The sequence below is a fragment of the Henriciella pelagia genome, assembly GCF_002088945.1.
In the GTDB taxonomy this organism is placed as follows: domain Bacteria; phylum Pseudomonadota; class Alphaproteobacteria; order Caulobacterales; family Hyphomonadaceae; genus Henriciella; species Henriciella pelagia.
In genome coordinates, this window is record NZ_NCSU01000015.1 from 226,468 (window position 1) to 251,528 (window position 25,061).

A 25,061-nucleotide genomic window follows, 5' to 3' on the forward strand; every position below is an offset into this window, starting at 1 on the left:
GCACACCGCAACATACGCCAGAAGGGACAACGAGCATGTTTGTTCACAAGATCAAATCAGATGGTCTGTCGCACCTGTCCTACATGATCGGATCGAATGGACAGGCTGCGCTGATCGATCCTCGCCGCGATGTTGACGCCTATATGGATCTGGCGCGTGAGGAAGACTGCCGCATCACGCATGTCTTCGAGACCCATCGCAACGAGGATCTCGTTTCCGGTGCTCCGGTCATCAGCCAGCTTACCGGTGCCACTGTCTATCACGGCCCGCAACCTGCTCAACCGATCGCCTACGCAACGACCGTTCGCGAAGGTGACAAGTTCCGCATCGGCAAGATCGAACTGACGGTTCTGGAAACGCCAGGTCACACCGATGACAGCGTATCCTATGTCCTGCATGACACAGACAATCCCGAACGCGCGGTCGGCGTCTTCACCGGTGACGCCCTTTTCATTGGCGATGTGGGACGAACCGATTTCTATCCGGACCGCGAGCGAGAGGTCGCAGGGCTCCTGTTTGACAGCCTGCAGAAGCTCAGGCGGATCGGACCACAAGCCATCATTTACCCCGCCCACGGCGCCGGATCTGTGTGTGGCGCCGGCATGGCGGACCGGGAATTCTCAACCATCGGCCATGAGCTTGCCAACAATCAGCGCTTCGCGATGCAGGACCGCGAGGCCTTCATTGAGGCAAAAATCAGCGAGAACCATTACCTGCCGCCCTACTTCAAGGAAATGGAGCGTCTGAATGCCGAAGGCGGGTCAGCCACTTCCCGCTTCCCGACGCCGCCGCCGGTGCCGTCGGACAGCCGACTCTTCACCAGTCACGAAGCGCAGATTGTCGACATTCGTTCAGAAACCGATTTCGCCGCCGCGCATGTCCCCGGGAGCTATTGCATCCCGCAAGGCATGCTGGCGGCTTTCGCAGGCTGGTTCCTGAACTACCAGACGGACATCCTGCTGATCAGCGATAGCGCGGAACAGGCACGGCAGGCGGCGGTGACGCTTTCCCGCATCGGTTTTGACAGGGTGATCGGCCACCACGCAGGCACAGTCAGCCTCGCAACAGCGGGCCAGTCGCTGGAGTCCCTGCCGCTGGTCGAGACCCGCACCGTAGAAAGCCGGCTGGCTGATATCGGGAAGGGCTGGACCCTGCTTGATGTGCGCAGCATCGATGAATTCAATGCCGGACACATTGAAGGGGCAACACATGCCTATGCAGGACACCTGCCGGATGCCCTTGCCGAGATGAGCCTTGGGTCCCGGGTCACGGTCATGTGCGGAAGCGGCATGCGGGCGAGCATCGCTGCCTCCGTGCTCAAGCGGGCAGGCTATCCGAATGTAGACGTCTATTACGGCTCGTGGGCGGCCTGGAACAAACGTGAGTCCAGGCCGGCCGGGGCCAGTCGTGCCGCCTAGTTGCGCGACTTGTCGACGAGGCGGTCATTCTGCGCCCAGTGCATCATGCCGCGCAGTTTCTCGCCGACTTCCTCGATCAGGTGATCGTTCATCCGGGCGCGCTTGGCGTGGAAGCCTGGTGCGCCTGCCTGGTTTTCGAGCACCCAGTTGCGGGCGAACGTGCCGTCCTGGATATCTTCCAGAACCTTCTTCATCGCCGCCTTGCTTTCACTCGTCACAACGCGCGGGCCGGAGACGTATTCGCCGTATTCCGCCGTGTTGGAGATCGAGTAGTTCATGTTGGCGATGCCGCCCTCATAGATGAGGTCGACGATCAGCTTGGTTTCATGAAGGCACTCGAAATACGCCATTTCCGGCGCGTAACCGGCTTCGACCAGCGTCTCGAAGCCTGCCTTGATCAGCTCGACAATGCCGCCGCACAGGACAGCCTGCTCGCCGAACAGGTCGGTCTCGGTCTCTTCGCGGAACGAGGTCTCGATGACGCCGGCGCGGGTGTTACCGATCGCCTTGGAATAAGACAGCGCCACATCTTTCGCTGAGCCTGTCGCATCCTGGTGGATGGCGACGAGGCCCGGCAGGCCGAAGCCGCGCTGGAACTGGTCGCGCAGCGTGTGGCCGGGGCCCTTCGGCGCGGACAGCGAAATATCAACGCCTTCGCGCGGGCGGATGAGATTGTAGTGAATGTTGAAGCCGTGACCGAACATGATGTGCTGGCCATCGCGGACATGCGGCTCGATCTCATTGGCCCAGAGCACGGCCTGCTTCTCGTCGGGGATGAGGATCATCACGACATCGGCCCACTGGGTCGCCTCTGACGGGGTCATGACTTCGAGACCGGCTTCCTTGGCTTTCTTGCGGCTGGACGAGCCTTCCTGCAGGCCGACACGGACTTCGACGCCGGAATCCTTGAGGTTGAGCGCGTGTGCATGGCCCTGGCTGCCATAGCCGATGACCGCAACTTTTTTCTTTTGGATGAGACCGAGATCAGCATCCTGTTCGTAATAGACTTTCACTTTTGGTAACTCCTTGAAATTTCGGGGATTATCTGAATTTTTCTGTTGCTGCGGCTCTAGCCCGCATCCTTACCTCGGCGGATGGAGAGGACGCCGGTGCGGCTCACTTCGACGAGGCCGAGCGGTTCCATCAGTTCGCAGAACTGGTCGATCTTGTCGGACGCACCGGTGATTTCGAAGATGAAGCTCTCATTCGTCGTATCGATCACGCGGGCACGGAAAATCTCCGCGATGCGCAGCGCCTCGACGCGCTTTTCGCCCTTGCCGGCGACTTTCACCAACGCCAGCTCACGTTCGATGCCACGCCTTGACTTGGTGATGTCGATGACCGCGGCGACCGGGACGAGCCGCAGCAGCTGCGCCTCAATCTGTTCCAGCATGTGCCCCGTGCCCGTCGTGACGATGGTGATGCGCGAGCGGTGCTTGCCGCGATCAACCTCTGCAACGGTCAGGCTCTCAATATTGTAGCCACGGGCCGAAAACAGGCCGACCACGCGGCCGAGCACGCCCGGCTCATTGTCGACAAGGACAGCCAGCGTGCGGCGTTCATCAACCTCTTCGGCGTGGTCCATGTCATAGGCACTGGCAGGGATGGGCTCTTTCGTCATTCAGCGGCTCTCTCATATTCTTCTTCAGGCTCGCCCGGCCGCTCGAAATCGAGCTGCGGACGGCGCGCCTTGAGGCGGTTCTTGATCGACGAGGCGCTGCGGATGGCATCCTCGCGGTGCGCCTTGCGCTGTCTGTCATAACGCCCAAGGATCATGTCGCGCCTGCGCGGATCTGTATGTGCTTGCAGCTCGGACACGACCAGCCGGCGGCAATCGTCAACAAAGTTGGCAGAGTTCTCACCGGTTGGCCCACCATCGCGCGTGAGGGCTTCAAGCTCGTAATAGGCAAAGACGAGCGCATCGAGAATCGGCGGCCGGTGTCCTCTATACGCCCCTTCCTTCTCTGCGCCTTTCCCGTCCGGATCGACATTTGGAAAGAACATGCGGCCTCTCTCGATCATGGAGGAGAGGTTCATCAGCAGGTTCACCTTGTTATTGTTAAAGGCCTGGTCATTGGCCTGCGCCCGGCGCGTGCGCGCGAACATTGAAATCCGGCCCAGGATATCGATGACCTGAGCGCCCCATTCGAGGCTTGCACTATCGACGTGCATGCGAAGGGTCTCGACGCGGATCTTCTCCTGCCGCCGGGTTTCAAGATGCGAGGCAATCGCGCCGATCACCGCAAAGATTGCCGAACCCACGGTGACAATAAGCGTCCAGTTGTTCGAGGCAGAATCCATAATGCTGCTGAGGTCCATCACACTATTCCCGGATGTAAGCTGATAATCAGACTAGCTTACGACCTTCCGCATCAATTTCATCCCCGGAAATGCTGCCGACGATCATCTCATTGTGCGCTGCACCTGACGGGATCATTGGCAAGCAGTTCTCGGCCTTTGTCACCAGACAGTCGAAGACGACCGGCCCCGGATGCCCAATCATTTCCATGATCTTCTGATCAAGTTCAGCCGGGTCGGAGCACTGGATGCCATGCGCCCCGTACGCTTCGGCCAGTTTCACGAAGTCGGGAAGGCTTTCCGAATAGGAATGGGAATAGCGCTCGCCGTGCAGCAATTCCTGCCATTGGCGCACCATGCCCATCCACTCATTGTTGAGGATGAAGATCTTGATCGGTAGCTTGTGCTGCACGGCGGTGGAGACCTCCTGCATCACCATCTGGACCGAGGCTTCACCGGCAATATCGATGACGAGGCTCTCTGGATGCGCAGCCTGGATGCCGACAGCAGCCGGCAGGCCGTACCCCATCGTGCCGAGCCCGCCTGATGTCATCCAGCGGTTCGGCTCCTCGAAATGGTAATGCTGGGCCGCCCACATCTGGTGCTGGCCAACTTCAGTCGAGATATAGGTGTCGCGATCCTTGGTTAGCTCATAGAGCCGTTCCACCGCATATTGCGGACGGATCGAGCCATCATTGGCGGGATACGAAAAACAGTCGCGCTCACGCCACTTGTCGATCTGGCCGCGCCAGTCTTCAAGGTCAGGTTTTGCGCCCTTGATTTTCTTCCAGCCCGCGAGCAGCGCCTTCAGGGCCTCCTTGCAGTCGGCAACAATCGGCACGTCAACGCGGATGATCTTGTTGATCGAGGACGGGTCGATATCGATATGGATCTTCTTCGAGCCGGGCGAGAAGGCCGATACCTTCCCCGTCACCCGGTCGTCGAAACGCGCCCCGACGCAGATCATCAGGTCACAATCATGCATGGCATTATTGGCCTCATAGGAGCCGTGCATGCCGACCATGCCGAGCCAGTCCTTGTGGCTGGCCGGGAAGGCGCCGAGCCCCATCAGCGTCGAAGTCACTGGAAAACCTGTGGCCGCCTGAAGCTCGCGCAGCAGCGCCGATGCCTCCGGGCCTGAATTGATGACGCCGCCGCCAGTATAGAATACGGGTCGGCGCGCGGCTTTCATCAGCGCCAGCGCATCCTTGATGGCATGCGCGCTTGGCTCCGTCTTCGGCTGATAGGTCGGCTTGTGAACGCCTTCCTTGCCGATATAGCTGCCCGTCGCGAACTGAATGTCCTTCGGAATGTCGATGACAACAGGTCCCGGCCGCCCGGACGTCGCAATCAGGAAAGCCTCATGGATGGTGCGCGCCAGATCATCAACATCCGTGACAAGGTAATTGTGCTTGGCGCAGCAGCGCGTGATGCCGACCGTGTCGCACTCCTGGAACGCATCGGTCCCGATGAGATGGGTCGGCACCTGGCCCGTGATCACGACCATCGGGATGGAATCCATCATCGCGTCCGTAATCGGCGTGACCATGTTCGTTGCGCCCGGCCCGGAGGTCACCAGCGCAACCCCCGGCTTGCCGGTTGAGCGGGCATAGCCCTCAGCGGCATGACCTGCACCCTGCTCATGGCGAACGAGGATGTGCCGGATCGAGTTTTCCGAGTAAAGCGCGTCATAGATGGGCAGGACAGCGCCGCCCGGATAGCCGAACATCGTATCGACACCCTGCTCCTTGAGCGCCTCGATGACGATCTGTGCGCCGGTCATTGTGCGGGCTTTCGTCTCTGTCTGCTTCAAAGTCTGGGTAGTCATGATCTGGCTCTTCAAGGGTTCAGGTTTCAGTTCGCGCGAGCTGATAAAGAAAAAGGGCCTCGTTTGAGACCCTTCCATACGCACCCGCGCCGACATCTTTTGACGTCAGTCACGGGTGGCTAATAAGTACGACGACCTTCTGCTTGCGCAAGGCTGTTTCCTCCAAAACGAGTTGGGGGCATAACCTGCCTCCGCCTAGCGGTCAACCTCCTTGTAAAGGGCAGAAACAACCCTCATCCGCGTTTTGAGGTCAGCGCCCGGAATTCTCGGCCAAAATGGAAACTGGCGCCCGATCCAGGTAAACTGTCTTTTCGCATAGCGGCGCGTGTCGCGCTTGGCGTTTTCAGCGGCCATGGTCGAATTGATCTCGCCGCGAATGAAGGCGGACAGCCACGGCATGCCATGCGCTTTCATCGCCGGCAGGTCGGGATCGACATTCAGGCGCACCAGCTCCCTGGCCTCTTCCATCGCACCTTCCATCAGCATGCCTTCGAACCGCTTGTCGATCCGCGCATAGAGCTTCGCCCGCGGCGGCGTCAGCGCGACGCCGAGCCATTCATCAGGGTTCAGCACCGGATTTGACCGATTGCTCTGGAAACTGGTCAGGGATTTTCCCGTTGCCAGCCACACTTCATAAGCCCGCATAAGGCGCTGACGGTCATTGTCCTCAATGCGACGCGCGGCATCCGGATCGACAACCTGCAGGCGCACCTTCAGTCCGCGCACACCATCAGCCTTCAGGATGTCCATGACCTCATGGCGAACATCCTCAGGCACCGGCGGAATCTCCGACAGGCCTTCTGTCAGCGCCAGGAGATAAAGCCCGGTTCCACCGACGACGACAGCCGTCTTGCCCCGCTTCTGGATATCCTCGATCACCGGGCGGACCTGTTCGAGCCACTGGCCCGTCGAAAAGCGCTCGCTCGCCGGCACATGACCGAACAGGTGGTGCGGCACATCGGCCATCTCTTCTTCATCGGGACGGGCTGAAATCACCTTCAGTTCCCTGTAGACCTGCATTGAGTCGGCATTGACGATTTCGCCATTGAGCTTACGCGCAATCTCGATGGAGAGTTCTGTCTTGCCGCTTGCAGTCGGGCCGTGGATCAGGATTGCAGGTCTCATCACGGAAAGCGTAGAGAGTTTAGCAAGCGACGTTAAGTCAGGAGATGGCGTAAATGGATGAAAAAACTTCAGATTATAGCCACGTCGCGACGATTGTGGCGGCGAGCGATGCAAGCCGCCAGACCCTTGCAGACCGCCTCGATACGGTCCTGCGCGCCAGCGGCACCGTCCATGTTGCCCCCGTCCGCCTGCTGAGCGGCGACAACAAGTTCATCGCGCTAGAGCAGGCTGTGAATTCCGGCGACGCGGCAACATTGCGCCGGTCCCTCGAAGATGAGTTCGAAGGCATTGCTGACGTGTGCGTCACGCCGACCCGCAACCGGCGCAAATCCCTCCTGATTTCGGACATGGACTCCACCATCATCCAGCAGGAATGCCTCGACGAACTCGCTGATTTCGCAGGCCTCAAGGCGGAAATCTCCGCCATCACGGAGCGCGCCATGGCCGGTGAGCTCAATTTCGAGGAGGCTCTTCGCGAACGTGTCGCCATGCTGAAAGGCCTCGACATTACCGCCCTCGAAAAATGCCATGCCGAACGCATTACCTTGATGCCGGGGGCCCGCACGCTGGTCGAGACCATGAAGGCCGATGGTGCCCATTGCGTGCTGGTATCAGGCGGCTTCACCTTCTTCACCTCCCGCATCGCCAGGGCTGCCGGCTTCCACTCCGATCAGGGAAATACCCTCCTCGATGATGGACAAACCCTGACCGGGAAAGTGGGCGAGCCCATTCTCGGGCGCGAGGCAAAGCTGGCGGCGCTCCAGACCGAAGCGGCAAGACTGAACCTCAAACCATCGGACACGCTGGCCATGGGTGACGGGGCCAATGACCTTGCCATGATCGAAGCGGCCGGTCTCGGCATCGCCTACCGTGCCAAGCCTGTCGTGGCGGCCGCCGCCGATTGCGGCATCTCTGTCACGGATCTGACGGCCGCGCTCTATTTTCAGGGCTATTCCGACAGCGAAATCGTCTGGGAAAACTAGCGGGCCAGCTTGTAGCGGTCCGCATGCCCCGGAAATACGCCGATAATCTTCAGCGAAGTAGAGAAGAAGCCAAGCTCCTCCAGCGCGAGCTGGACGGGCCGCTCATCCGGATGGCCTTCAATCTCGGCATAAAATTGCGTTGCCGTGAATGAACCGTCGATCTGGTAGCTCTCCAGTTTGGTCATGTTGACGCCATTGGTCGCAAAGCCGCCCATCGCCTTGTAGAGCGAAGCAGGAATATTGCGGACCTGGAACAGGAAGGCCGTCACGGTCGGCCCGTCGCCAGCATCATGCTCGACGGGATCCGGCGCCATGATGACGAAACGCGTTGTGTTGTGATCGGCATCTTCAATGTTACGCGCCAGGATTTCGAGGTCATACACTTCGGCGGCCAGTTCCGGCGCAATCGCGGCGACGCTCGGATCGCCCGTCTCGGCAACGATGCGCGCAGCGCCGGCCGTATCGGCAGCAATGACAGCATCAATGCCGTGCTCGCGCAGGAAGCGCCGGCACTGGCCGAGCGCCATGATGTGTGAATGCGCGGTCTTGAGGTCACCAATGGTCGTACCCTTCAGGGCCATCAGTTGGAACCGGATCGGCATGAAATGTTCGGCGATGATGTGCAAATTCGTGCCCGGCAGAAGGTGATGGATGTCGCCCACCCGGCCCGCAATCGTGTTCTCGACCGGGATCATGGCGAGGTCGGCATCGCCTCTTTCCACGGACGAAATGACATCTTCGAACGTCTTGCAGGCGACAGGCTCCATGCCCGGATAGGTTTCGCGGCAGGCAATGTGGGAATTGGCCCCGGGCTCTCCCTGATAGGCAATGCGCCCCTTGATCTGGTCTGACATGGCTGGCGACCCCAAAAAGCACCCGCACTATTCCATCGCGAAGCAGAATGAAAGTGGCGAGGGTTCGCAGGGCTGGAAAGGTGATGGTCACGCATACGATTCAGCTGCGCCGTTTCGCCGCTGTTATGGCGGGCGCAAAGTCCAAGACATCCCGTTATATTGCCACCGACTCGATAGCGTGCCAGAAGGCCCGCGAACCAACATAACGACGTTAAAGGATGATCCCTATGGGCGATCTCTTCTGGAACAAGGTCTTCGGTGCCCTGCTCGCAGTGGCACTCGGCGTAATGGGCCTGCGCGTTCTTTCAGATACCGTATTCTCCTCCGGCCATGGTGGAGGCGACCATCACGGCGAAGAAGAAATGACGCTGAATGACTGGGCCCACAGCCGCTTCGCTTACTATACCGAAATCGCCGAAACGGGCGGTGGCGGTAGCGAGCCAGAGGAAGTCTATGACCTTGGCGCGCTGCTGGCTTCTGCCGATGCCGCATCCGGTGAGCGGGCCTTCAAGGCAAAATGCTCGACCTGTCACACCATCGATCAGGGCGGCGCGAGCGGAACCGGCCCCAACCTGTACGGCGTCGTTGGCGCGACCCACGCCCATTCGGCGTCTTTTGGATATTCCTCCGCCATGCAGGCCACCGCTGGTGAGCCGTGGACATATGAAAATCTCGACCACTGGCTGGAAAATCCGAGCGCCTATATCCGCGGCACCTCGATGGCTTTTGCTGGCCTGCGCCGCGACGACGAACGCGCCGACGTTCTTGCCTATCTCGCAGCAAACTCACCGAGCGCGCCTGCCTTCCCGGAACCGCTGCCTGAAGATGCTGGCGATGAAGCCGCAGAAGGTGAAACCGAAGAGGCATCTGCAGAAGCCGGTGAATCTGGCGCGGTAGACGCGGCCGTCACGACTACCGAAGAAGAGATTACGACCGAACCGGCAGAGGCCACGGGCGTGATCGAAACAGTCGACATGATTGACGATACCGATCAGCCCGAGGGCAATGAAGGCGAAGTCGAACTTGCCCCTGCCCCTGCGGACGTCGAAGAAGAGTAAGGCTCAGGCGGCGCTCAGCCAGCCGGGCACTTGCAATCTGTCCGAATAGACACTGATGCGGCGGGCCCCTATGGGCTCGCCGTATTGCTTTGCAATCCTCTGGATCGCCCCCGATAGCGGCTCTGCCTCCACGGTCATGTGATAGGCATTTGAGTGCAACACGGTGGAGTCATCCAGCATGATGCCGACATGGCCTTTCCAGAAGATCAGGTCATTGCGCTGCAGGGCGCCAGCCGCCTTCCAGTCGGCGATCGGAATGCCGCTCCAGGCAAATTGCATGTCGCTATCGCGTGGCAGGCTGACACCGCAAGCGTCGAACGCGGCGCGCGTCAGGCCCGTACAATCGATCCCCTTGCTGTCACAGCCTCCCCACAGATAAGGCGTGCCGACAAATCGCGCGGCGACCTCGGCCGGGTCTGTTTCGAGATGCTCCAAAGGCACGATATGCTGATGCGGCACCCAGAGGCCGCCATCGATCTCGGCAAAGCCGTCCACGAACTGGATCACGCGAACACGCGCCCCCATGGGCAACTGTATCCGCATTGATGATTTCAGATCGGCCTTCGCATAGGCATGGCTCTGCAACGCTGAGATGCGGTGTGTCGGCTTGCTGTCCGTGCGTGCGAGATCGGCGAGCAGGATCCAGCCGACATACCGGTCGCGGTGCAGCTGGGCGAGGCCGAACTCGCCCACGCGCTCATAGATGCCGAGCGTTTCGCCATACAGCGCCTGCGTCACCATTTCGGAGTCAAAGCGGGGTTTCGAGCGGACTGGGGCAAGTCCCGCGCTAACAGTCACCGTTGAAAGCAAGGCGCCCTGAGTAATCGTCAGGCGCTCATCATTATAGTCCGGCACACCAGGTCCCTCGTCCGTCAGGCCGCTGCAGTTTTCCGGTCCACCATGGGTCGACCGACATCCTCGCCGGCCTCCGCTGCAACAATCAGGCCAGCATAGTCGCGCAACCAGTCCATTCCCTCAACTGTACGCTCCAGGATCACACTACGCAGGTCATTTTGGTCTTTTTGACGGCGAACAAAGCCAATCTTTTCTAGTGCGTCGATTGCACGTGTCACAGCAGGCTTTGCCAGGTTGAGATCAGCGGCCAGTCCGCGAACCGTGTGCGGACCAGGCTGGAGGGCGATGGTCATGAAGATCGCCTTCTGGCGGGCTGTCATGTCACCGTCACTGGTACGAACATAGGAGCACATGGCACGCCGCCAGAGATCGAGGGCTTTGCGTTCCGTGAGGGCCATGGCATTCGCTCCGATTCGTTTCATCACCGAATCGGATGAGAATCTGATTTGGAAGACTCGTAAAGAGTCAACAGCCAGACAAAATGAATCGCGACTCTAGCGGTCCGGTTCGACCGTGAAGAACATGGTCTGACCTGCACGATACACCCTTACGAGAAGGCCGCGCCCTGCCGGAGCCTTGTCGGGCTCCAGCGCCGCATAGGCGTCATCGAGGCTGGAAATCTTCGCAAAGCCCATCTCGGTGATCACGTCACCCTTCTGCAGCTTTCCGAAGCTCGGACCTTTGGCCGATACTGAATTCACCAGCACGCCTGCAATGTCGCGCGCAATGCCATAGCGCCGGCGCGCATCGTCATCGATTGCTTTCAACTCCGCCCCTAGCGGGTTCTGCGCCAGCGCATTCTCCGGCAGCGGCTCACGTTCCGGAGCGTCGACACCGCTCTCCAGTTCACCAATCGTGAAGCTTACCGTGCGGCGCTTTCGGTCACGAATGATGTCGACATCAACCTCTTTATTGATCTCGGTTTCGGCGACGACGCGAGACAGGCCCCGCACATTCTCCACCGTCTTGCCGTCGAACTGCAGGACGAGGTCGCCAACTTCAAAGTCCGCGCTGGCGGCGGGCCCATCCTCATCAATCGATGTGATGATCACGCCTTTCGGTTCATCGATGCCGTATGCATCCGCAATGCCCTGGTCGATGCCCTGCACATTCACACCGAACCAGCCGCGGCGTGGTTTTCCGTATTTCTGGATCTGCCCGGAGACCTGCTTGACGAGATTGGACGGAATGGAAAAGCCGAGGCCCACAGACCCGCCGGTCGGGGAAATGATCGCCGTGTTCACGCCAATGACCTCGCCATTGAGATTGAAAAGCGGGCCGCCCGAATTGCCGCGATTGATGGCCGCGTCCGTCTGGATGAAGTCGTCATAGCGGCCAGACTGGATGTCCCGGTTACGGGCCGAGATGATGCCCGCAGAGACCGATCCACCGAAGCCGAACGGGTTGCCGATGGCCATCACCCAGTCACCGACTTCCGCCTTGTCACTGTCTGCGAAGTCGACATGAGGCAGCGGATCATCGCTCGTGACCTTGAGAACGGCGACATCGGTTTCGGGGTCCGTCCCGACAAGCTCAGCCTTCAGGGTACGCCCCGAATTGAAGACGACATTGATCTCGTCTGCATTCTCGATGACGTGGTTGTTCGTGATCACGATACCGTCCGGTGAGACGAGGAACCCCGAACCAAGCGAACCTTCGCGGCGAAACCCGTCCGGGTCACGGCCAAAGAACTCATTAAACCGCTCGAGCGGAGACCCATCGGGAAATTCCGGCAGGCCTTCGGGCGCAATCGTCTGGCTTGTCGTGATGTTCACGACGGCCGGCATCAGGCGCTTGGCCAGACGGGAAAAGGATTCCGGTGCCTGTTTCTGATCAATGACGGAAACACTGTCGGACAGGGACGCATCGGACTGCGCCAGGCGCTCGGTCTGCGCGGTTGCGGTCAGCAGCATGGAGCCTGCAACGCCAGCCAGAAGCGATATGGCACTACGTTTCATGAGGGGGCCTCCATTACGATCCGATGACATAGTCATCAACAACTATGGCGCTTCGCGGGCAAAGCGCAACGGATCAGAAGAAACGGATGGCAGCGTAGAACAACACCAGACCGAGAATGGCAGACCAGATGCCGCCACTGCGGATATTTTCGACAGGAAGCTGTGAGAGCCACTCGCCCATCCGCTTCATGACATCGGGTGCTGCGGCATAGAGAATGCCTTCAATCGCAAACCACAGGCCGAGCGCGGCAAGGAGAATCTGCCAGGTCATGGCGCGCTTCTCCCTGCCACGATCACATTAGCGTCGCTGGCCGCTGTTGCGGGCCTGGTCGATGAAGTCATTGCACAGACCAAGCTGATTCGGCGCGACCACAACCCGCGTGCCCTCGGTGAAGGCCTGTTCACAGGCGATCAGGGCGCGCTGAAACCGGAAGAATTCCGGATCCCGCTCATAGGCTTCGGCATAGATCTCATTGCGTCGGGCGTCGCCCTCGCCGCGGATCTCTTCTGACTGCTGACGCGCTTCGGCGAGCAGGACGGTCCGCTGGCGCTCAGCCGTCGCGCGGACCAGACGGGCGCGTTCGTCACCTTCGGCGCGTATCTGCTCGGCTTCCTGGTTACGGGTGGCTTCCATCCGGCTGAAGACCCGCTCGGAGACATCGTCCGGCAGGTCGGCCCGGCGGATACGCACATCGATGATCTGGATACCCCGGCCGGCAATCGCTGCAGCAAGGTTGTCGCGGATCTCATCCATCAGCTCCGAACGCTGACCGGAAATGATTTCCTCCGGAAGCCGGGACGCAAGTGCGTTACGGATAGCCGCGTCGGTAAAGTTCAGCAGCTGGTTTTCAGCTTCACGCTGCGTATTGAGACGCTGATAGAAGGCCAGCGGATCAGAGATCTGCCAGCGCACGAAGGCATCAACGATCAGCTGCTCCTGGTTGGACGCATAGGCTTCGATGTTCGGCACATCGAGGCCGAGATTTCGCTTCTCGTAGATGACAACATTCTGCAGCAGCGGGATCTTGAACTTCAGGCCCGCTTCTTCCGTGCCAGGCTCATTATAGGCTTCAACGGCGCGGCCAACCTGCAGGAGCAGGGCCTGCTTGCGCTGGTCGACGATGAAGAACGAATTGAACGCGACGATCAGCACGAGAACGATCGCGACAATGCCAATTATTCCAAACGGTTTCATGTCTAGCGGCCCTGATTGTTGCGGTTGACGCTATCAAGCGGGAGATACGGCACAGCGCCGGCATCATTGTCGAGAATGAGCTTGTCGCTGCGCTCCAGGATGCGTTCCATGGTTTCGAGATACATACGCTCACGGGTCACCTGAGGCGCCTGCTGATACTCTGCCAGGATCTGCTTGAAGCGATTGGCCTGACCGGTCGCATCCGCGATCACCTGGTCGCGGTAGGCTTCGGCATCCTGAAGGATCTGCTGGGCCGCACCACGGGCACGCGGGATGATGTCATTGGCGTACTTGTTGGCTTCCTGAACGGCGCGTTCGGCGTCCTGGCCAGCATTGACCACGTCGATAAACGCATCGCGAACCTGGGCTGGCGCCTGGGCCTGCTGAATCTCGACGTTCTGGATCTGCACACCGGCCCGATAGTCGTCGAGCAGGGCCTGCAGCTGTTCACGTACCTGGACCTGAAGGTCGTTCCGACCCGTGGTGATCACGTCATTGAGGTTGGACTTGCCGACCACTTCACGCATCACGCTTTCTGCGGCCGCTTTTACCAGCGGTGCACCGGCATCGATGTTTAGGATGAAATCTTCAGGGTCTTCGTCGTCATAATACCAGAACACGCGGAACTGCACGTCGACGATATTCTCGTCGCCCGTCAGCATTAGCCGCTCATCATTGTTCTGGCCGATCTGGGTCACCTGCTGCTTCTCGGACGGCATGATCTCATGCGTCTCGATCGGGGCTGGCATGTGAACATGAAGGCCCGGCGGGAAGTTCTTCTGCCACTGGCCAAAGCGGAACACAGCAGCGCGCTCCCCTTCGTCAACAACCACGACACCGGTACCGAGCCATGCGATCACGGCGACCAGTCCGAGCAGGGCGAAGCTGAACGGCCCGAGGCTCTGCCCGCCGCCACCGCGGCGGCCCCCGCCATTTCCGCCACGTCCTCGGCGGAACCGTTCCTGCATCCGGCGCATCTGTTCTTCGAGGTCGGGGCGATTGCCGCCTCCCCCGCCGCCGGATCCACTTCCTCCCGGGCGAGACCAGGGCGAGTCAGACTTTTTTTCGCCAGACCCCCACGGGCTGCCATTCCCCTTGGACGGGCTGTCGCCGTCCTTGTTCTCATTCCAGGGCATTGCCCCTCCTTCACGACTGTCAGTCTCTGGCCATATAGGTTTTGCAGAGATATGTGCACCCTAGAAGCGCTGCATCAAGGAGCAAGCCGCATGTTTCGTGGCAAATCGCGACAAACCGACAAGCTGGACACCCGAATCCGGGAGGCCCTTGGCAATCCCGAATGGCTACAGGGCATCGCGGTGAAGCCCGATGGCGCCGTCACGCTCGTCATCGACGCCGACCCGAACGCACTGGACGCCTCCGAAGCGCGGCGCGTCGAGGCAGAGGCACGCGCAATGAACGTGAAGGGCGTGACATCGGCCCGCGCCATGCTGACTGCAGAACGCACGCCCAGCTCAGCTCACACCCATTCCGAGCCACAACAGCGCCCCGGCACGCAGCGGGTTCGCAAGGGCGCCCGCCTGTCAGACGAAGCCATTTCCCAGGGCCAGCCAGGCACGCCCGCAACAGACAGGATTCCCGGAATTTCCCGCATTCTCGTTGTCGCCAGCGCCAAGGGCGGCGTCGGAAAATCGACCGTCGCGGTCAATCTTGCCGCGGCCTTCGCAAAACAGGGCCTGCGCACCGGTTTGCTGGACGCCGATATTTACGGACCGAGCGCGCCAACCATGCTCGGCACCTCCGGCGAAGCACCCCAGACAAACGCCGATGGTAACCTTGTTCCGGTCAAGGCGCATGGCATTGATTCGCTCTCCATCGGCTATCTGTCAGACCCGGACGCCCCAATGATCTGGCGCGGGCCCATTGTCATGTCCGCCATAACGCAGATGCTCAATGACGCAGCCTGGGGCACGCCGGACGACCCCCTCGACCTGCTCATCATCGACACCCCGCCTGGCACGGGCGATGCTCAGCTGACCATTGCGCAGCGCGTCCCGGTGACGGCCGCCGTCCTCGTGACCACACCGCAGGAAGTCGCCCTGGCGGACGTTCGGCGCGGCGCAGCCATGTTCTCGAAAACCGCTGTTCCCGTGCTCGGTGTCATCGAGACCATGAGTTGGTTCGAAGACCCGACAGGCGCCCGTCATTACCTCATGGGTGAAGGCGGCGGGCAGAAAATCGCTGATGCGCTCGGCCTGCCGCTTCTCGGCCAGTTGCCAATGCTAAGCGAAATCCGTGAAGGCGGAGACTCAGGCAAGCCGGCCGCAGCCGGTAATGGTTCTGCCGCCAACCTCTTTCACGAAATCGCACGCAGCGTCGCTCTGAATCTCGACAGCCTGCAAACCAAGGCCCCTCCCCGCATCATTTTTGAGGACTGACCGACATGCCGAAGGATATTCTATACCTGCTGACCCCGGGGGAAGACCCGGCCTATCCAGGCGAGACTTTCTACTGCCCGCCCTGCGCGATGGTCGAAGGCGTGCTTGCATCATTCCCGGAGCTTGCAGCAAAGCTGGATGTGCGCCGTGTAGATTGGCCACGTCCGCGCAAGGAAGTCGTGGCGGTTGTAGGCGAGGAAAACCAGTCACTTCCAATGCTGCTCCTGGAGGATGGCACGTCTTCGCAACACCAGACCGGCACCCACCGGGGCCGCGCATTCATCAATGAGCGCGATGACATCCTTGCTGCACTGTCCGAACGGCACGGATTTCCCAAGCCGCACCCTTAGGCCTCAGGCGTTGAAGTTCAGCCTGAGACCGGCTTCCGGCCAGCGGCACTTGATGAGCTTTCCGGTGCCAGACAGCGTGACATAAGCATCCATCATATCCTCGCCGCCGAAAGCGATATTGGTGACGAACGGGTCAGGCAGCGCGATGTGGGAATGCTCTCCATTCGGCTGCACGGTTGTGATCCCGCCTTTGATAATGGACGCCACGCAAACATTGCCCGCCGCTGAGATGGCGAGGCTGTCGAAATAGCGAAGGTCCGGCATGCCGGCGACCACCCGGCCCTTGGAAAACGGTGTCGCCTGTCTGGCAACGCCGGGGCTCTCAAGGTCATAGGCCCAGACCCGGCCGGTCATCGTGTCGGCAAAATATAGTGTGTCCTCATCTGGAGACAGGCCAATTCCGTTCGGCGAAATATGATTGTAGTCAAGCTCCTCAATACGGTCCGACCCGGCAGCCATGAAATAGATCCCGCCCGTATCGCGATGGGTTGAATAGGTCTTCCCAAGATCGGTGAAATAGAGGTTTCCCGCCTTGTCGAAGACAAGATCATTCGGCCCTTTCAGGGGCCGCTCGCCGCAATGGGTCGCGACCACCTCCACTTTTCCGGTCGAAAGGTCGATCCGCTCGATCCGGCCGCCAGAATAGTCTTTCGGGCAATGTCCCGGTATCAGAAGACCGTCGCGTTCGTGATAGAGAAACCCGCCATTATTGGTGCACCACAGCGCGCCATCGGGCCCTATCGCAAGGCCGTTGGGGCCCCCGCCCGGCTCTGCCACCGTCTCCGTCCTGCCGCCAGCCCAGCACCGCGTGATCTTCTTGCTCTCAATCTCGACGACGATCACCGAGCCGTCGGACATGACAACTGGGCCTTCGGGAAAGCGCAATCCATCTGCGAAGATTTCAAAGTCCACGGCGGTGCTCCCTTTATGTTTTCAGGGACACTCGCGCGGGCCTGGCAGGCTGGCAAGACGCTCCGCCGCGTCAGGGGTCAGAGTTCCGGACGCTCCAGGATGCGAAACACGAAATTATATTCGTTTTTCTCATCCTGCTCCTGCGAAGAACGTCCTGCTTCGGCGAACTCTTCTTCGTCGAACTCTGGGAACCTCACATCGCCGTCAATCTCGGTATCAACATCGGTGACGTAGAGCCGGTCTGCCATCGGAAGCGCCTTCTCATAGAGCGATGCGCCACCAATGACGAACACTTCGCTTTCGCCCTCCCTGGCGGCGATTGCCTTGGCAGCGTTTACGGCGGCATTGAAGCTCGAATAGACGCGCGCTCCTTCCGCTTCATAGGCCCAGTCGCGGGTCAGAACGATATTGGCACGGCCCGGCAGCGGCTTTTTCGGCAGGCTTTCCCAGGTCTTCCGGCCCATGATGACCGGCTTTCCAGACGTGGCTTTCTTGAATATGGCAAGGTCCGCCGAAAGCCGCCATGGCAAATCACCATCCTTGCCGATCACGCCATTCTTTGCGCGCGCTACGATGATGGATAGCCTGACATTGGTTGGCATACAGCGCTGCCTCCATTGGTGTTCCGCTTACTGATGCAGCAGCTGAATAATTGTCCACCCGACTCTGTTCTTCCGGTATCCTATCGACTAGTTCAATAGCACGCGCACTCAGGCAGAAGAGATTCAACTCATGATGGACATCTTGAACGGACTGGTCTCTGCGCTCACAAATGACCAGCCCGGACATTTGCCGCGGGTGCTGATCGGGCTCAGCATAACTGTCGGCCTCATCTACTATTTCAAGGGCCGCTTCTGGGCCTTGCTTTACTTCGCCACAATCCCGTTTCTGAACTGGTCGTTCGGCATCATTGATCCCTGGGCGATCGCCCAACCCAACGACTTGTTTGAAAAAGGGATAGAGCTTCACCCGCTGACAATGGTGACGGGTCTCGTCTTCGTGTTCCGGGATTTTGTCCAGCGCGGCATGGGGCACAAGGTGCTGATCGTCATGGCACTCGCCATCGCCTGGTCATTCTACTATGCGTGGCCGGTCATCGCGCTTGCATCAGGCATTGCATTTGCAATTTCAGAAATCACCGACTGGTTGATTTTTACCTTCACCAAGTATCGGCTGTCCACGCGAATCATCCTGTCCAGCGCTGTTGCGGCGCCGGTCGATACAACGATCTTCCTCTATGGCGCTGACCTTGCCCGCCAGATGCGGCTCGGAGACGAGCCCGGCAACATGCTCCACTGGGCGAACTGGGTTGTGTTCATTATCGGCAAGATGGTCGGCGCAGTGATTGTCTCCTGGATGATCCGCCAACGCGAGGAAGCCGGTGAGATCGACCCCTATGATGATGACGGCTTCAAGCCGGAAACTGCCAAGGCCTGACCTCACGGCACGGTTTCCAACGCGGGTTTGACAGCTATTCTCCCTCAAAACCTTAAGGGAGGACATCCATGAAACTCGGTGCAAATACCCCCGCTATCGTCACTGGCGGCGCGTCCGGCCTCGGCCGTGCAAGCGCTGAAGCGCTCGCCGCGAAAGGCGTGAAAGTTGCCATCTTCGACATTCAGGAAGACAAGGGTGAGGAGGTGGCCAAAGCCATTGGCGGCATCTTCTGCAACGTCAACATCCTCGATGAGGCCTCCTGTGAAGCAGGGTTTGCCAAGGCTCGCGAGGCCCACGGACAGGAGCGGATCACTGTCCACTGCGCCATGACATCCGGACGCGGCAAGACCCTCGCCTTCGACAAGGAAACGATGAAATACAAGCGCACCTCGACCGAGATGTATGATCGCGGCGCGCAGGGCATCCTGGTTTCGTCCTACCGCATCGCGTCCATGTCTGCCGAAGGCATGGCAAATTCCGAACCGCTGAACGAGGATGGCGAACGCGGCTCGATCACGCTGACAGCTTCCGTAGCCGCGCAGGACGCCCAGATCGGCCAGGTGATCTATGGCTCCTGCAAGGCCGGCGTGAACGGTCTCGTCCTGCCCATGGCGCGCGACATGATGGATGTCGGCATCCGCGTAAACTCGATCATGCCGGGCATCTTCGCAACACCGCTCATGCTGGGTGCCCCCGAAAAGGTGCTGAACAGCCTCGCAGCCTCCGTCCCCTTCCCCAAACGCCTCGGCAATCCGGAAGAGTTTGGTTCACTCGCGGTCGAGATCGCGAGCAACACCTATCTCAATGGCCACAATTTCCGCCTCGACGGCGCGATCCGGATGGCGCCGCGGTAGCGGCGCTTAACGCTGGCAATCATGCGCTTTCCCACGGCTTGTCCGTGGGATCCATCTCCAGGCCTAAAACAAGGATGCAACGATGGGAGATGGGCACCACGGGCAGGCCGTGGTGATGCGCTACTGAGATTTCAGCGAGAAATACCGAAAGTTCGCCCTAGACGGCTACAGGCGCCTTGATGTGCTTGTGCGCTTCGTAGCCAACAAGTTCGAAATCATCATATTCCCATGAAAAGAGATCGGTCTTCTGCGGGTTGAGGATCATCTGCGGCGGCGACAGCGGCTCACGCGTGAGCTGCAGCTTCGCCTGTTCGACATGGTTTGAATAAAGGTGCGCATCGCCAAGCGTGTGGACGAACTCGCCAGGCGTCAGCCCCGTCGCCCGAGCCATCATCAGCGTCAGCAGCGCATAGGAGGCGATGTTGAACGGCACGCCGAGGAAGATATCGGCTGAGCGCTGGTAAAGCTGACAGTTGAGCTTGCCATCCATGACGTTGAACTGGAACAGGCAGTGACACGGCGGCAGCGCCATCTCGTTCACATCCGCCGGATTCCAGGCCGACACGACGAGTCGGCGGGAATTCGGATTGGTCCTGATCTCGTTGAGCACCCATTCAATCTGGTCGATCACGCGCCCGTCAGGAGCCGCCCAGGAGCGCCACTGCTTGCCATAGACCGGCCCGAGGTCGCCATTCTCATCGGCCCACTCATCCCAGATCGAGACTCCATTATCCTTCAGGTATTTGATGTTGGTATCGCCCTTGAGGAACCAGAGCAGCTCGATGATGATCGAGCGCAGATGCAGCTTCTTGGTCGTCAGCAGCGGAAAGCTGTCTGCCAGGTCAAAGCGAAGCTGCCGACCGAAAACACCATATGTCCCCGTCCCGGTCCGGTCCCCGCGGACCGTTCCATTGTCGAGCACATCCTGAAGCAGATCGAGATACTGACGCATGGCTCCATCAATGCCGACTCGACGGCGCAAGTCCAGATGCCGGCTCAGCGTTTCCCCAGTTTTTTGCGGACCAACTGCCCTGCCGGACGGCATGGTTAACCACGTCTCAACCCAGGTCGGAAAACTTGCCCTGTCCTCTCAGCGTCCGGGAAATCGTTCAGCCGCTATGATGGTGGGCTGAATTCCAAAGTGGTACGGGTGAGAGCATGAGGACTGCGCCAGCAGGCAGCGCAACAAGGCGAGCGTGGACGGTCCCAAGACAGTTTTCCCGCAACATATACGGAAACATCGCCCCAATCGCGGCGCTGACCGCGCTTCCGATCTTTGGGGTTATTGCCCTGACGCTCGACGCGCGCAACGTCATCAACACCAAGTCTGCCATGCAGATTGCTGCGGATGCGGCAACGATCATGGCAGCAATCGAGTTGCTGGAGGAAGGCACGAATGAAGAAGTGAAGAACGTCGCCGAAGTTGCCATGCAGCAAAAAGTGCGGATCGAGGGCGAGGGCTTGGTCTGCTCGCTCGACACCTTCACCATCGCGGATACGCGAGACGAGGTTACGATTGGCTGGCAGTGCGACGAGCCGTCGGCTGTCTCTGGCGCAATTGGCAAGGATTCCATGCGCTTCCTCGTTTCCGCGACCGCGAAATTCCTGCATGGAATGGATGGCTGCGTGCTGGCGCTCGGCGAGCATAACTGGACCGGGGTTTCGGTTACCGGGTCGGCGGACGTCCAGCTCGACAGCTGCGCCGTCATATCCAATTCCCGCAAACCGCAAAGCATCGATATGGGCGGCTCAGGGGCATTAACCGCGTCATGCGCCTATGCGGCGGGCGGCATTCAGAACCCCGGCACCATCGACACGACACAGTGCCTCTCGCCTGTGCCTTATGGCCGCCCGACACCGGACCCGTATGCAGACCTGGAAATGCCGGATGACTGGGAATCCTGGCCCTGCCTCACACCGGTAAAGACTGGAAAGGACTCGCTCTACATGCCGAGCGGCAGGTATTGCAATCACGTTTCGGCCAAGGGCGAGCTCGAGCTGGAAGCGGGCGGGAACTTCGTCTTCGATGGCGCTGACCTTCGCACAAAGTCAGCCTGGGCAGAGCTTCGCGGCGACCAGGTGACACTGTTCTTCACCGATAATGCCGAGTTCGAGAATGCAAATGGCGGCAAGGTCCACCTAACTTCCAAGTCCGATGGACCATATGCCGGTGTCCTGATGTATGGAGACCGGGATGCCATGTCCCCGGCCATCGACATCAAGATTAATGGCAATATCAGCTCCCGTTTCGAAGGCGCGATCTACTTTCCGAACAATGACCTGACCTTTGTCGGAGGCGCATCCCTGGACTCCGAATGTACGCAGCTGATCGCCGATACCGTCACCTTTTCCGGCAATTCGGGCATCAAGGCCAATTGCGAAACGCTCGGGGCGCGCCAGTTCGGAAATATCAGCGATGTGCTCCTGACCGAGTAACCTGTCTGGCGCGCGTCAACCCTTAACAAAGCCTTGTAGCAAAGGTAGAAAACCGCTGGTGCGGTTAAGCGTGAAATTCATCCCAAGCAGCTAGTTTCATGTCAAATAAGCTGGAGCCATGACCATGTCTGGGTTGGGATTAACCAAAAAATACCGCACTGATAAGCGCGCCAACGTCTCAATGATTTTTGCCCTGACGATGATCCCCATCATCGCCGTTGCCGGCTTCGCCGTCGACCTGCAGCTTGCCTTTTCCAAGAAGGGCAAGATCCAGCATTCGATCGATTCTGCTGTTCTGGCGGGCGCGCGCATGCTGCAGGGGACCGACAGCAAGAGCGATGTCCGCAAGCATACACGCGCCTATTTCGAGGCCATGACCGACGGCGAAGGCGGCGGCCTGACCTGCGATGCACTCGCCATCGAATTTGTCGATGACGAGAATATTGAAGCCTCAACGACCTGTTACCAGCCGACCACGCTTTCCCGCGTGATCGGGCAGGAACGCGTAAAGTTCACTGTCGAAGCGGCCGCCACCTATGGCATCAGCAAGCTCGACGTCGCGTTCGTCTTCGACATCTCCGGCTCGATGGGCTGGGGCACCAAGCTCTGGGACCTCAAGGTCGCGGCAAAGGACGCTGCAGACATCCTGTTGCCTGAAGAAGGGTCGGCGGGGGAAGGCGAGGTGCGCATTGCCATGGTGGCCTATAATTCCCAGGTGGATGCAGGTGACTATTTCGAGGAAGTCACAGGCCTCAAACCCAAGCGGGACTATACGGCCATCAACAACACCCGCAAGCGTGAGACCTATACTGAACGGGAAGAGGTGTGCGGCGTCGTCTGCACGAAGTACAGAGGGAACAGCAATAACTGCAGAGAATGGGATTATAGCTGCAGGGTTGAGGACGTCGAAAAAACGAGGTGGGTTGATACGCAGGAAACGGTCACCAAGACGCTCAATTCAACCTGCGTCTGGGAACGCGAAGGCGAACACGCTTTCAGCGATGTCCAGCCCGACCAGGACAATGACCGACTGAATGAAGTTCCCGAATCATCCTGGAATGCCAGCCAGACGAGCAACAATTCCGAAGGCTTCCTGACCGCTGGTTACGCCTATTGGGATGATGACAGGGACAGATGGTACACAACCGGCACCTCCTGCCTCAATGTGGAACCATTCCCGCTCGACGACGACCTTGATGATGTGGAAGATTACATTGATGATCTCTACGTGAATGGCGGCACAGCAGGCCACCAGGGTATCGAATGGGGCTGGTACCTCATTTCGGAACGCTGGAGCGATGTCTTCGATGGAAAATCAACGCCTCTGGCATACGATGAGCCGGATTCCATCAAGGCCATGATCATCATGACAGATGGCGAGTTCAACCAGCAGTTTCACAACGGCCAGGGCGACTCGGTGGAACAGGCCAAGAAGCTGTGCGACGCCATCAAACAGGAAGACATCGTGATTTATACCGTCGCCTTCGAAGCGCCGCCCGCTGGTGAAGAAGTGCTGGAGTACTGCGCATCGGGGGTCGAATTCTCGTTCAAGGCTTCAAACGGTCTTGAACTGAAGAAGAGCTATCAGTCGATTGCCCAGTCCATCGCGGACCTGCGTATCAAGAGCTAGACGCAAGGCAAAATCAGGACGGGCCGGACAGGGTTAATCACAAGCTGTCCGGCCCTTCTCAATTGGCCGTTTCCCTTAAAAGCCTCCTCAAGACAAGCAGACCATAGTCGTCCGGTTGCCGGAGGGCTTTTGGGGAGGTTGGCTGTGTCCATACCTGTTGCTTGCAGCAAGGACGCCGCGCGCCCATTCAGGCTGGGCGCCTTTGGCCTGCGCGAATGTATTCGGCTGAAGTCTTTCCGGCGGCGCGTCAGCGGCCAGGTCGCCATCCTGTTCGCGCTGACAGTTCTTCCAATCGCCTTCATTGCCGGGTTCGCAATCGACTTCCAGCTTCTGACCAAGAAGAAAGCCAAGGCGCAGTACAGTCTCGATTCTGCGGTGATTGCCGGGACTCGGGCCTATCAGGATGGGGCGGGCCTGGCCGAAGTCACCAACGTCGTGCGCAACTATTTCAACGCCGTCATCGAAAACACGGAAAGCCACCTCGTCTGCACGCCGCCCGAAGTGACCATTGATGACACAGATGTTGAAGCGACAACCAACTGCGTCATGACGACGACCCTTTCCTCGATTGCCGGTATTGAGGAGATGAATTTCACCATCGAGACAGGCACCACATTTGGCATCGGCAAGGTCGATGTCGCTTTTGTATTCGATGTCTCCGGGTCCATGTCCGGATCGCGTATCGCGGACCTGAAGCTTGCGGCCTATGACGCCGTCGATATTCTGATCCCGGCCGAAGCACAGCCCGGACACGAGGATGATGTGCGCCTTGCCATGGTTTCCTACAATGGCGCTTTCAATGCTGGCACCTATTTCGAGACGGTGACCGGTCAGTCGCCGAACCAGACCTATACCTATTACAGCGACGGGCGCTGGAGGAACTACAATTACACCACGACCTGCGTGTTCGAACGCGGCGGCAGCGAGGCCTATACCGAGGCGCTTCCCGGCCCCGGCCAGTATCTTGAGGCCGCAGACGTCTTCGAACGGAATGATTGCGCCAATGCCAGCCCGCCACTGGAACTGACATCGAATGCGCAGGCCCTCAACGATTATGTCGAGGCGCTCGAGGCGGGTGGAAACACAGCTGGTCACCTTGGCGTCGCCTGGGGCTGGTACATGATCTCGCCGCAATGGACGACCATCCTGCCCATCGACAGCGCACCGCTGCCTTATGATGAGCCGGACACGGCGAAAGCGATCGTGCTGATGACGGACGGCGCATTCAACACGACCGGCGACTCAGGCAATGGCACGTCGAGCGTGCAGGCCAGGAATGTGTGCGACAATATCAAGACTGCCGGCATCGTCATCTATTCGGTGGCCTTCCAGGCACCGGAGGCTGGCGAGGAAGTCCTTCATTACTGCGCCAGTGACGCCGAATCCTTCTTCACACCGCAGAATGGCCAGCAGCTGCAGGATGCCTATCAGGCGATTGCAAGTTCGATCTCGGATCTGAGAATATCACACTGAC

At 59.4% G+C, this 25,061-nt stretch carries 25 protein-coding genes; 10 read left to right on the forward strand and 15 right to left on the reverse strand.

Annotated features, from left to right (window positions below; translation table 11 throughout):
- The first annotated feature begins 35 nt into the window (after positions 1 to 35).
- A complete protein-coding gene (locus tag B8746_RS15650) occupies positions 36 to 1,418 on the forward strand; it encodes an MBL fold metallo-hydrolase (RefSeq protein ID WP_084394640.1) in 1,383 nt (460 codons plus the stop codon).
- Here B8746_RS15650 and ilvC read toward each other — a convergent pair.
- From ilvC to miaA, 5 genes are all read right to left on the reverse strand, one after another.
- Positions 1,415 to 2,431 (reverse strand): ketol-acid reductoisomerase, encoded by a 1,017-nt coding sequence (ilvC, locus tag B8746_RS15655; RefSeq protein WP_084394641.1) that lies wholly within the window; start codon positions 2,429 to 2,431, stop codon positions 1,415 to 1,417. The genes B8746_RS15650 and ilvC overlap by 4 nt on opposite strands.
- Positions 2,432 to 2,487: 56 nt before the next feature.
- Positions 2,488 to 3,039: an acetolactate synthase small subunit gene (gene ilvN, locus B8746_RS15660; RefSeq protein ID WP_084394642.1), complete on the reverse strand. Its 552-nt coding sequence runs from the start codon at positions 3,037 to 3,039 to the stop codon at positions 2,488 to 2,490.
- The gene (locus tag B8746_RS15665) at positions 3,036 to 3,737 is read right to left on the reverse strand and encodes a hypothetical protein (protein ID WP_084394643.1); all 702 of its coding nucleotides are present in this window, start codon (positions 3,735 to 3,737) and stop codon (positions 3,036 to 3,038) included. Before B8746_RS15665 ends, ilvN begins: the two co-directional genes overlap by 4 nt.
- Positions 3,738 to 3,765: 28 nt before the next feature.
- Positions 3,766 to 5,544 (reverse strand): acetolactate synthase 3 large subunit, encoded by a 1,779-nt coding sequence (locus B8746_RS15670; protein ID WP_084394750.1) that lies wholly within the window; start codon positions 5,542 to 5,544, stop codon positions 3,766 to 3,768.
- A 195-nt stretch (positions 5,545 to 5,739) separates the two neighbouring features.
- On the reverse strand, positions 5,740 to 6,669 hold the full coding sequence (miaA, locus tag B8746_RS15675; protein ID WP_084394644.1) for a tRNA (adenosine(37)-N6)-dimethylallyltransferase MiaA: 930 nt from the start codon (positions 6,667 to 6,669) through the stop codon (positions 5,740 to 5,742).
- Between the two features lie 53 nt (positions 6,670 to 6,722).
- Between miaA and serB the strand changes: the two genes are divergently transcribed.
- Positions 6,723 to 7,652: a phosphoserine phosphatase SerB gene (serB, locus tag B8746_RS15680; protein WP_084394645.1), complete on the forward strand. Its 930-nt coding sequence runs from the start codon at positions 6,723 to 6,725 to the stop codon at positions 7,650 to 7,652.
- Here serB and B8746_RS15685 read toward each other — a convergent pair.
- Positions 7,649 to 8,506 (reverse strand): prephenate dehydratase, encoded by an 858-nt coding sequence (locus B8746_RS15685; RefSeq protein ID WP_084394646.1) that lies wholly within the window; start codon positions 8,504 to 8,506, stop codon positions 7,649 to 7,651. The genes serB and B8746_RS15685 overlap by 4 nt on opposite strands.
- A gap of 227 nt (positions 8,507 to 8,733) precedes the next feature.
- Here B8746_RS15685 and B8746_RS15690 point away from each other — a divergent pair, with 227 nt between their 5' ends.
- The gene (locus B8746_RS15690; protein WP_095380897.1) at positions 8,734 to 9,564 is read left to right on the forward strand and encodes a c-type cytochrome; all 831 of its coding nucleotides are present in this window, start codon (positions 8,734 to 8,736) and stop codon (positions 9,562 to 9,564) included.
- A gap of 3 nt (positions 9,565 to 9,567) precedes the next feature.
- On the opposite strand, the gene B8746_RS15695 is transcribed toward B8746_RS15690, so the two are convergent.
- The 6 genes from B8746_RS15695 to hflK all read right to left on the reverse strand — a co-directional run bounded on the left by B8746_RS15695 (position 9,568) and on the right by hflK (position 14,708).
- Positions 9,568 to 10,419 (reverse strand): C40 family peptidase, encoded by an 852-nt coding sequence (locus tag B8746_RS15695; protein WP_233124389.1) that lies wholly within the window; start codon positions 10,417 to 10,419, stop codon positions 9,568 to 9,570.
- A gap of 17 nt (positions 10,420 to 10,436) precedes the next feature.
- Entirely contained in the window at positions 10,437 to 10,817 is a 381-nt protein-coding gene (locus B8746_RS15700) for a MarR family transcriptional regulator (RefSeq protein WP_084394649.1), read from the reverse strand.
- A 96-nt stretch (positions 10,818 to 10,913) separates the two neighbouring features.
- Complete coding sequence (locus B8746_RS15705) at positions 10,914 to 12,377, reverse strand: Do family serine endopeptidase (RefSeq protein ID WP_233124391.1); 1,464 nt, start codon at positions 12,375 to 12,377, stop codon at positions 10,914 to 10,916.
- A gap of 73 nt (positions 12,378 to 12,450) precedes the next feature.
- Entirely contained in the window at positions 12,451 to 12,648 is a 198-nt protein-coding gene (locus tag B8746_RS15710) for a DUF2065 domain-containing protein (RefSeq protein WP_084394650.1), read from the reverse strand.
- Positions 12,649 to 12,675: 27 nt separating this feature from the next.
- Entirely contained in the window at positions 12,676 to 13,572 is an 897-nt protein-coding gene (gene hflC / locus B8746_RS15715; protein WP_084394651.1) for a protease modulator HflC, read from the reverse strand.
- Positions 13,573 to 13,574: 2 nt separating this feature from the next.
- Positions 13,575 to 14,708: an FtsH protease activity modulator HflK gene (gene hflK, locus B8746_RS15720; protein WP_084394652.1), complete on the reverse strand. Its 1,134-nt coding sequence runs from the start codon at positions 14,706 to 14,708 to the stop codon at positions 13,575 to 13,577.
- Between the two features lie 90 nt (positions 14,709 to 14,798).
- Between hflK and B8746_RS15725 the strand changes: the two genes are divergently transcribed.
- Together B8746_RS15725 and B8746_RS15730 are read left to right on the forward strand one after the other, a co-directional pair.
- Positions 14,799 to 15,968, forward strand: coding sequence for an Mrp/NBP35 family ATP-binding protein (locus tag B8746_RS15725; protein ID WP_084394653.1), 1,170 nt, complete (start codon positions 14,799 to 14,801; stop codon positions 15,966 to 15,968).
- A gap of 5 nt (positions 15,969 to 15,973) precedes the next feature.
- Positions 15,974 to 16,318 carry a DUF3088 domain-containing protein gene (locus tag B8746_RS15730; protein ID WP_084394654.1) on the forward strand — a complete coding sequence of 115 codons (345 nt, stop codon included), beginning with the start codon at positions 15,974 to 15,976 and terminating at the stop codon, positions 16,316 to 16,318.
- A 3-nt stretch (positions 16,319 to 16,321) separates the two neighbouring features.
- On the opposite strand, the gene B8746_RS15735 is transcribed toward B8746_RS15730, so the two are convergent.
- On the reverse strand, positions 16,322 to 17,230 hold the full coding sequence (locus B8746_RS15735; RefSeq protein ID WP_084394655.1) for an SMP-30/gluconolactonase/LRE family protein: 909 nt from the start codon (positions 17,228 to 17,230) through the stop codon (positions 16,322 to 16,324).
- A 77-nt stretch (positions 17,231 to 17,307) separates the two neighbouring features.
- Complete coding sequence (locus B8746_RS15740) at positions 17,308 to 17,832, reverse strand: dihydrofolate reductase (RefSeq protein ID WP_084394656.1); 525 nt, start codon at positions 17,830 to 17,832, stop codon at positions 17,308 to 17,310.
- A gap of 130 nt (positions 17,833 to 17,962) precedes the next feature.
- On the opposite strand from B8746_RS15740, the gene B8746_RS15745 reads away from it, so the two are divergent.
- Both B8746_RS15745 and B8746_RS15750 read left to right on the forward strand, forming a co-directional pair.
- Positions 17,963 to 18,667 (forward strand): VUT family protein, encoded by a 705-nt coding sequence (locus B8746_RS15745; protein ID WP_084394657.1) that lies wholly within the window; start codon positions 17,963 to 17,965, stop codon positions 18,665 to 18,667.
- A gap of 68 nt (positions 18,668 to 18,735) precedes the next feature.
- Complete coding sequence (locus tag B8746_RS15750) at positions 18,736 to 19,521, forward strand: SDR family oxidoreductase (protein WP_084394658.1); 786 nt, start codon at positions 18,736 to 18,738, stop codon at positions 19,519 to 19,521.
- A gap of 157 nt (positions 19,522 to 19,678) precedes the next feature.
- Here B8746_RS15750 and B8746_RS15755 read toward each other — a convergent pair whose 3' ends face one another.
- Positions 19,679 to 20,473 (reverse strand): thymidylate synthase, encoded by a 795-nt coding sequence (locus B8746_RS15755; RefSeq protein ID WP_084394752.1) that lies wholly within the window; start codon positions 20,471 to 20,473, stop codon positions 19,679 to 19,681.
- Positions 20,474 to 20,679: 206 nt separating this feature from the next.
- Between B8746_RS15755 and B8746_RS15760 the strand changes: the two genes are divergently transcribed.
- The 3 genes from B8746_RS15760 (at position 20,680) to B8746_RS15770 (ending at position 25,060) form a co-directional block, all read left to right on the forward strand.
- Complete coding sequence (locus B8746_RS15760) at positions 20,680 to 21,957, forward strand: pilus assembly protein TadG-related protein (protein WP_084394659.1); 1,278 nt, start codon at positions 20,680 to 20,682, stop codon at positions 21,955 to 21,957.
- Positions 21,958 to 22,138: 181 nt separating this feature from the next.
- Positions 22,139 to 23,587, forward strand: coding sequence for a pilus assembly protein TadG-related protein (locus B8746_RS15765; protein ID WP_158084667.1), 1,449 nt, complete (start codon positions 22,139 to 22,141; stop codon positions 23,585 to 23,587).
- Between the two features lie 144 nt (positions 23,588 to 23,731).
- Positions 23,732 to 25,060 carry a TadE/TadG family type IV pilus assembly protein gene (locus tag B8746_RS15770; RefSeq protein WP_158084668.1) on the forward strand — a complete coding sequence of 443 codons (1,329 nt, stop codon included), beginning with the start codon at positions 23,732 to 23,734 and terminating at the stop codon, positions 25,058 to 25,060.
- Position 25,061: the final 1 nt, after the last annotated feature.

Coding starts and splice junctions, on each gene's coding strand:
- B8746_RS15650 (WP_084394640.1), top strand. CDS start 36: ATGTTTGTTCACAAGATCAAATCAGATGGTCTGTCGCACCTGTCCTAC.
- ilvN (WP_084394642.1), bottom strand. CDS start 3,039: ATGACGAAAGAGCCCATCCCTGCCAGTGCCTATGACATGGACCACGCC.
- B8746_RS15665 (WP_084394643.1), bottom strand. CDS start 3,737: ATGGACCTCAGCAGCATTATGGATTCTGCCTCGAACAACTGGACGCTT.
- B8746_RS15670 (WP_084394750.1), bottom strand. CDS start 5,544: ATGACTACCCAGACTTTGAAGCAGACAGAGACGAAAGCCCGCACAATG.
- miaA (WP_084394644.1), bottom strand. CDS start 6,669: ATGAGACCTGCAATCCTGATCCACGGCCCGACTGCAAGCGGCAAGACA.
- serB (WP_084394645.1), top strand. CDS start 6,723: ATGGATGAAAAAACTTCAGATTATAGCCACGTCGCGACGATTGTGGCG.
- B8746_RS15685 (WP_084394646.1), bottom strand. CDS start 8,506: ATGTCAGACCAGATCAAGGGGCGCATTGCCTATCAGGGAGAGCCCGGG.
- B8746_RS15690 (WP_095380897.1), top strand. CDS start 8,734: ATGGGCGATCTCTTCTGGAACAAGGTCTTCGGTGCCCTGCTCGCAGTG.
- B8746_RS15700 (WP_084394649.1), bottom strand. CDS start 10,817: ATGGCCCTCACGGAACGCAAAGCCCTCGATCTCTGGCGGCGTGCCATG.
- B8746_RS15705 (WP_233124391.1), bottom strand. CDS start 12,377: ATGAAACGTAGTGCCATATCGCTTCTGGCTGGCGTTGCAGGCTCCATG.
- B8746_RS15710 (WP_084394650.1), bottom strand. CDS start 12,648: ATGACCTGGCAGATTCTCCTTGCCGCGCTCGGCCTGTGGTTTGCGATT.
- hflC (WP_084394651.1), bottom strand. CDS start 13,572: ATGAAACCGTTTGGAATAATTGGCATTGTCGCGATCGTTCTCGTGCTG.
- hflK (WP_084394652.1), bottom strand. CDS start 14,708: ATGCCCTGGAATGAGAACAAGGACGGCGACAGCCCGTCCAAGGGGAAT.
- B8746_RS15725 (WP_084394653.1), top strand. CDS start 14,799: ATGTTTCGTGGCAAATCGCGACAAACCGACAAGCTGGACACCCGAATC.
- B8746_RS15730 (WP_084394654.1), top strand. CDS start 15,974: ATGCCGAAGGATATTCTATACCTGCTGACCCCGGGGGAAGACCCGGCC.
- B8746_RS15740 (WP_084394656.1), bottom strand. CDS start 17,832: ATGCCAACCAATGTCAGGCTATCCATCATCGTAGCGCGCGCAAAGAAT.
- B8746_RS15745 (WP_084394657.1), top strand. CDS start 17,963: ATGATGGACATCTTGAACGGACTGGTCTCTGCGCTCACAAATGACCAG.
- B8746_RS15750 (WP_084394658.1), top strand. CDS start 18,736: ATGAAACTCGGTGCAAATACCCCCGCTATCGTCACTGGCGGCGCGTCC.
- B8746_RS15755 (WP_084394752.1), bottom strand. CDS start 20,473: ATGCGTCAGTATCTCGATCTGCTTCAGGATGTGCTCGACAATGGAACG.
- B8746_RS15760 (WP_084394659.1), top strand. CDS start 20,680: ATGAGGACTGCGCCAGCAGGCAGCGCAACAAGGCGAGCGTGGACGGTC.
- B8746_RS15765 (WP_158084667.1), top strand. CDS start 22,139: ATGATTTTTGCCCTGACGATGATCCCCATCATCGCCGTTGCCGGCTTC.